We start from the raw sequence: 6,643 nt of genomic DNA, 5'->3' as shown, positions 1-6,643 counted from the left end.
CGCCGGCCGGGATTTGAACCCGGGCCATGAGCTTGGAAGGCCGCGCTCGACCACAACGCTCGCGCGAAACTCCTACTCCGTCTTGCGCTTTTCAGGCGTCTCTACTGTCTTCGAATGGGTTGTCAGTATATAAAACCCGCACCATGAGCGCTTAGGCGAATGGCTGAATTTGAGTCAATTATTGAATCCTGCTATAGAAAGTATACCCATAATAACCAACCATTTAATTATATACGGCTACCAGACGGTTTCATGGATGGCGAAGTTGAAGAACTTCTTAACGGTATAAACAATCGAATTTTCCTTCCCGGATTACAGAGAGAGTTTGTTTGGAATCCAAATCAGATTGAAAGCTTATTTGATTCCCTTGTCCGAGAATATCCCGTTGGAATCATCACCATTTGGAAAACCCGTAGTGGTTCGGTAGATAATTACACTACATACAGATTTTTGAGATCCTATATCGCAAGTGATCATCAACCACCAAACGAAATGCCCGCTCACTTTTCGAGTTATAATGAAAGAGAAGAACAGAGGGATCCCGAATTTCTAATAATTGACGGCCAACAAAGATTAAATTCCTTATATATTGGTGTTTGTGGAGAGATTGTAGAATATAGTGGTGGACAGGGTCGAAAAAGCCAAGATATTGAGAATTGGGAAGTGTCTACATTATGTGTTGATCTGTTTGGACATCCAAACTATACTGGTAGAAGTGATATTAGAGGGGACTATGCGTTTGAGTTTAGATCAACAGGAGAACTTGGAGGGAAAGACAAAACTGGATATGAAGAGCGGGCGGGGAACCACAGTTTGTGGGTTCCAATTAGTGCCTTCTGGATCGAGGATACGGATGGAAGTGAATCGGGCCACGCGATGAATTCTGGCTCGTTTAGAAGTGATATTATTGATCCTTACGTGGATAACGCACCAATTTCTAATGAAGCGTTGGACAAAAACGAGATTGAATTAGCTCGCGTAGCTGGTGACGTAGCAAGAGATATTCACGACAGTATACTAACTGCTGAATTAGATACAAATAGTATCAAAAAAGAAGGAGATCATATTCCTGAAATATTCCAGAGACTAAATAGAGAAGGAGAAAATCCACAGCCATATCAGCTATTTATGTCCCAATTAATGAGCTACTGGCCATATCTTGAGGAGGAACCCATTAATCCAAGAGAAAAAATCCGGGATTGGGTTCAAATGTTCAAAAGCGAATATCCGGAATACGAACAACATATTGATAGAAAGCTCTTTGTGCGCTACTCTGCGTATCTGATCAATTATGACCTTCTCCACAGTAGTATTAATGAATTATCTAAAGATGACATGGACAAACTCCATGAGCGGTGGACACATACAGGGGATTCAAGAAATATAACAGGATATGATTGGTTTAAAAAATCATTAGAAAAAGCATTTGACACCATTATTAATTCCGGGATACGGTACAAAGTAATGAATACAATGCCGCTATTCCCCCTATTGGGCGTGTTTTATTACGAAAATCCAGAGGCCAAGGTCGAAGAAAATGTAAATGAAGTGTTCTACTTCATATCTAAAAGTTTGCTACTCGAACAAGCGGGGTATTCTGTTTTAGGATATGGTAAGTGCCGAAATTGGCGGCGGGACATTTACAATTGGGACTCACCAGACGGTCAACCTATTCTATTCCCCGGTGATGAACTACTAGGAAAATGAGGGTCTTAGTATCTACAAAACAAGCGGTAGAAGAAGCTGTAGATCGATCGAGATATGATACAAACTCGGAAGGAGCTTTATTCACAAACAACAGCGTGGTTGCTATACTCGGACTGATTGAGGAAGCATATGCTGGTGACGATATTTCAGGTTATGCTGTTGATCATATTTATCCCAAAAACAAGTCACGAGAAATAAATGAAGCTGTTGGGGACGAAGTTGACCTGAATAGAATTGGAAACCTACAATTACTACCACAAGGCGCCAATGAGAAAAAATCTGACCAATTACCTAAAGACTGGCTTTATAATATTGGTGAAAGTTCGAGTTCGAGAGTAAAAGAAATCAACCTCTATCCAGATGTTGAACCGGAGAAAGAAAACGCAATAGAATTTATTGAACAGCGAGAACAAATGATAACAGATTATCTACTTCAAAAATACGTTGAGTAATTAAGTAAACTACTATTCATCTATCCTAAGTAGTTCATACTAAAACGACATTTACACTCTGTCCAAAATAGCACCTTTGAGGGTACACTTGAACGAGGGAAGGTCGCGTATGAAATACGGCGGTTAACAACCTGTAGGTATGAATTTAGGTATCACAACTTTACTATTGTATTAGTATCCATTATATCAGATATATTAACTAAATTAGAGGGGTGAAGTGGTATGTTCAGTATCCCGAAAATATAGACGAAAAATCTACACTAAATCCCGGTCAAAACCCGCGATCCTCTCAGACGCCTGAGGATTGTTTCTAAGTGATTCTAACACCAAGAAGTATCAGCCCACGTATAATGAAAACAAAGCTATTAGGAGATACGTCAGGGGCCTTAGGATCGATCCTCGCCAAGGGTTAGAGCCTCCACTATAGACTTGGTACGCTGATTGACTCCAAGAACGTCTACTTCTACTGTAATCGTAGTCGTCACTCATTGCTCATTAAACTACTTATCAGGCTTTAACAACCGATTATAGTACTTTGTGAGGACAGCAATTCACTACTTACTTCTGTTCTCCGTACAGCTACAGCACAGCCTTACAGTAACAGCAACAACAGCTACAGCACAGCCTTACAGCAACAGCAACAGCAACAACAGCTACAGCACAGCCGTATCTACTAAGGCGGCTTCTCCTGATCAGATAACGCTGTTACAAAATCTGTACAGAGTACTGTTAACAGCTGAGGTCAATATTGCTAACAGTTCTGTCAACAGACTATTCATCAGTATATCTTTACCAGTACCTCTAAAAAGTAATGTATTGTCAAGAGGCTACCATGGCAAACTATGTCACCCATGGTCTGCTTTCCTTCTGATAGCGCTAATAGTTCAAACCTCTTTGAGTGAGATATATCTGTCAGTATATAAGGTAATCATCCAAAATAATTATATCGTATATTTGTTTACAAAGAGCCGGTTGTGACTTGAATATTTTCTAATACACGTTCTGAAGGAGGTAAGCCGCTCCGGAATTTTCTTGATTTTGACGAGCTTTGGGGGGTATATCGACAAATCTGTACTCGGGAGAACCAGCGTTTTCCCAAAGTGCGCGTGAGAATATTTTGGAGCTAATTTCTACAAAAACCGGCAATCCTATACAAGAACTTGTATAGGTATCTGGTGGTAATGTATGTTTTTAAATACTTCACTTATAAACCCCCTACATCCTATATATACCCCCGTGTATTACTAAGGTTGAGGGGAGTTGAACAAGCTCCTAAACTCGACGGTCGCTCACGCCGTCGGTTCGTTCGCCAGTCTTGGACTGGAAGTGAGACAAGTAATCTACTCGTTTGAAGTTAAGGAGAATTTCCATCGGGAATTCTTCTCGCAAACTGTGTCTGGACGGTGAGGGGCCATGTTCGTAGTCCACACCGGGGTACTAACCCGGATCGGATGGCGATCGGATATGGCGACTAATACCTCTTAGGTACGACAGTTCCACGCGGCTCGGATTATATTCGAGACCGTGGTAAAATGGTCGTAAAGGTCCGAAGCAAGAGCGGCTGATGAGTAAAACCCCGAAACGATGGGTCGCTAAGGGTGTTGTATAGCTTTCCGGAAGTGACAATATAATATAGTGATTGTCCTTCTTCAAATCCACTTACCAAGTGGCTGGTGTTGGCGTATTTTTAAAATATCGTCATCGGCTCTTAGTAACGACAGCAAAGTTGATCAAGATTCTTGTGGTGCGGGCGTCCCCCCGAATAGATAGCTCTGATCAGAGACTCTGTTACTAATTTAAAAATGAGTTCTATTGCCATTCTGAATTACGGTCTGATACTGATTATGTGTAAATACGGCGTAACTCAGGAATTGGGGATTGTCGTCTTATGACCGCTTCTGACGAAAGACGCGGATCGAGTTACTTCAGATACTGACGTGCTGGTCTTTATTGGCCTACTTAATAATTATCTCTCAGGAAATAATAAATCCATTAATATATAACTAACAGTAATTTACAGATTATCTAAGAATGGCCTCCGAACGAGTCTACTCACGTCGGGATCTTCTTTGTCTATGGCTTCAGAGAGGATTTCCATCTCTTCCTCAGAGAATTCCGCAAATGCGCGCCCGTTCTCCCGATCAAGTGCCTTCCAGAGGGTCACTTCCAGTAGCTCAATCTCGATCTCCCGACGCCGTTTGGGAGTTCCACAGGTAACGTATTCTTCGGTGAGTTCTTCGATCTCTTCGGTGTCGATATTGATGTTGTCGGTCATCGTTATCCCATCCGGTTCAGCGCGTCACGTCGATCTTCTACCGGTGCCTGATCGTATCGCATAGTCGTCTTCGGACTCTTGTGACGGAGTTGTGCTTTCGCCGCCGCCAAGTCTTCCTCCCGAGTCATGTACGTCCCTACCGAGTGCCGGATAGTATACCAGCTCATCTGACGGTTCTCAACAGGTATCTCGGCAATCCCACAGAGCCTATGGAGGACTTTCCGAAGTGAACTGGAATTGTATGAGTTCCCGTGACGAGTCAACCAGAGCGCGTCGGAGTCGTCATACTCGTCGTAGTACTCCCGTTCATCCAGCCACCGCTCAAGGGCGCTTCCAGTCCGTTCGGTGATACTAACTGTCCAGTTATCCTCGTTCTTTGAAGACTCGTCCTTCGGAATTCGGAGAACGTTATTCTTGGTATCGACCCATTGGACTCGCGCTCTTTCGACCTCTATCGGACGGAGGCCCGTATCGAGACTTGTCCATGTGATCGACGGGATCTTCCACGAGTTCGCTTTAGTCCAGTCTTCGGGAACAACCTTCTTCTTCGGCTTTTCAAGGCGTTGTGAGAGGTACTGTCTCCATTGGTCGCGTTCTCCCGGGGAGAGTCCGTTGTAAGCGGGAACCGAGCCATAGTCAAGCGCGGCGTCTCGTACAGCCCGTCGTTCATCCATCGTCAGGAAATCCCGAGGCGCAGAGAGATCCTGTGAGAACGTGTGTTCCGGTTCCCACTCTATATCTGCGCCTTCAACGTGGTTTTGATACTTGAAGACGCGCTTGAGGCACTTCTGAACAATATCTTTGTAGGTGTCGCTGTACCTGTCCCCCTCCATTATGAGGTACATCATGTGCGCGTCTGCGCGGTCTGTGGTTAGTCTGGTCCCGTAGTTCCCCGTCTCCTTCCAGTTCCAGACGTTGTAGAGATCGATTTTGTACGTGACGTTCGCAACGGTACTGTCGGCGTAGCCTTCGGCTCTTTCGGGGTTCTTACCCATGGTGTCGAGCCATCGGAGAAGGCGTTCTTTGTAGTCGTAGTAGTCTGTGTACCGTCGTTCATCAAGGTAGTCGCGCGCGGTCCCGCCAACTATGGGGGCTTTCCCGATTTTCTCCATCGGTTTAGGCCCCACCGCTGTCGTGCGGTTTTATTGTTTTGAGCCTGTCACTATTCGAAATCGCTGTACGGCGTCGGGGTGTCTTCGAAACACCCGGGCATTGAGTTGCGGTGTCCATGTTGGATTCATCCTCAAGACACATGAAAAGTGCTGGACGCGACGGAGGAGCGTATGCGCCGGCCGGGATTTGAACCCGGGCCATGAGCTTGGAAGGCTCAGGTCCTACCACTAGACCACCGGCGCTCGCGTCGGTTGACGACGCATCCATACGTAGGCGGAACGTGTTTCATAAGCGTTCCGTGTTCGGACCGAACGCCCCGAGGAGTGTCGTGGCTGAACGACCAATCTGCGTGAGCCGTACTTAAAGACCCACGATACTGCGGACCCCTCCCAGCGCGCTAGAACGCTTTTCAGCCGCTTAGAACACTGTTTGGGATATACGTGTGTACCCACCCAAGGTACACCCGTGAGGTGACACCGATGTCATACCAAACTAGCAATCCGCTGGTCGGCGAGACCGAGTTCGCGCTGGACGGGCCCTGGGCGACGTACTGGATCGCGTTCCTGCGCGTCGTCACTGGCTGGTGGTTCTTCCACTCGGGGTTCACCAAGATCCTGACCGACGGGTTCTCGTACAGCTACGGCCCTATGTACATGTCGGAGATGACCGGGACCGCCCTCGGCCCGATCCCGGTGTGGATGGGGAACAACCTCGCGTTTCTCATCGAGCCGGGAGTACCCCTGTTCGAGACGCTCATCGGGCTGGCGCTGATCGCCGGGGCGTTCACTCGGTTCGCCGCGTTCGGCGGGGTCATCTTCATGTCCTTGTTCTGGATCGGCAACGCCGAGTTCGGTCACGGTGTCGTCAACAGCGACCTCATGGGACTGCTCCTGTTCCTGACCGTGATCGTGCTTGCGGCCGGTCGGTACTACGGTCTCGACGCGCTCATCGAGGAGACGGCGCTCGTCAAACAGAACCCCAAGCTGCGGTACCTGCTCGGCTGAGAGGTGACTTCCAATGACAGACATCATCGACACGGCGGCGCGGGCGTTGAGCGCGGGACTGATGCTGTTCGGCATCGTGGTCCTCGGACTGG

General features: G+C 46.8%; 5 protein-coding genes and 1 tRNA gene. 3 read left to right on the top strand and 3 right to left on the bottom strand.

The window, feature by feature from the left end; translation table 11 throughout:
• Positions 1-159: 159 nt before the first annotated feature.
• Positions 160-1,707: a DUF262 domain-containing protein gene (locus BN903_RS15870; RefSeq protein WP_079890627.1), complete on the top strand. Its 1,548-nt coding sequence runs from the start codon at positions 160-162 to the stop codon at positions 1,705-1,707.
• Positions 1,704-2,159, top strand: coding sequence for a DUF1524 domain-containing protein (locus BN903_RS15865; RefSeq protein ID WP_079890626.1), 456 nt, complete (start codon positions 1,704-1,706; stop codon positions 2,157-2,159). Before BN903_RS15870 ends, BN903_RS15865 begins: the two co-directional genes overlap by 4 nt.
• 2,014 nt (positions 2,160-4,173) lie before the next feature.
• Here the strand turns inward: BN903_RS15865 and BN903_RS08755 are convergent.
• From BN903_RS08755 to BN903_RS08745, 3 genes are all read right to left on the bottom strand, one after another.
• Positions 4,174-4,434 carry a hypothetical protein gene (locus BN903_RS08755; protein WP_048077378.1) on the bottom strand — a complete coding sequence of 87 codons (261 nt, stop codon included), beginning with the start codon at positions 4,432-4,434 and terminating at the stop codon, positions 4,174-4,176.
• A 2-nt stretch (positions 4,435-4,436) separates the two neighbouring features.
• A complete protein-coding gene (locus BN903_RS08750) occupies positions 4,437-5,546 on the bottom strand; it encodes a site-specific integrase (RefSeq protein WP_048077377.1) in 1,110 nt (369 codons plus the stop codon).
• 172 nt (positions 5,547-5,718) lie between these two features.
• A tRNA-Gly gene (locus BN903_RS08745) sits at positions 5,719-5,789 on the bottom strand.
• A 237-nt stretch (positions 5,790-6,026) separates the two neighbouring features.
• Here BN903_RS08745 and BN903_RS08740 point away from each other — a divergent pair.
• Positions 6,027-6,551 (top strand): DoxX family protein, encoded by a 525-nt coding sequence (locus tag BN903_RS08740; RefSeq protein ID WP_048077376.1) that lies wholly within the window; start codon positions 6,027-6,029, stop codon positions 6,549-6,551.
• The last annotated feature ends 92 nt before the right edge of the window (positions 6,552-6,643 follow it).

Source organism: Halorubrum sp. AJ67 (assembly GCF_000513435.1).
The sequence above is the reverse complement of the archived record's forward strand: the minus strand, read 5'-3'. Positions and strand labels throughout refer to the sequence as shown.

Coding starts and splice junctions, on each gene's coding strand:
- BN903_RS15870 (WP_079890627.1), top strand. CDS start 160: ATGGCTGAATTTGAGTCAATTATTGAATCCTGCTATAGAAAGTATACC.
- BN903_RS15865 (WP_079890626.1), top strand. CDS start 1,704: ATGAGGGTCTTAGTATCTACAAAACAAGCGGTAGAAGAAGCTGTAGAT.
- BN903_RS08755 (WP_048077378.1), bottom strand. CDS start 4,434: ATGACCGACAACATCAATATCGACACCGAAGAGATCGAAGAACTCACC.
- BN903_RS08750 (WP_048077377.1), bottom strand. CDS start 5,546: ATGGAGAAAATCGGGAAAGCCCCCATAGTTGGCGGGACCGCGCGCGAC.
- BN903_RS08740 (WP_048077376.1), top strand. CDS start 6,027: ATGTCATACCAAACTAGCAATCCGCTGGTCGGCGAGACCGAGTTCGCG.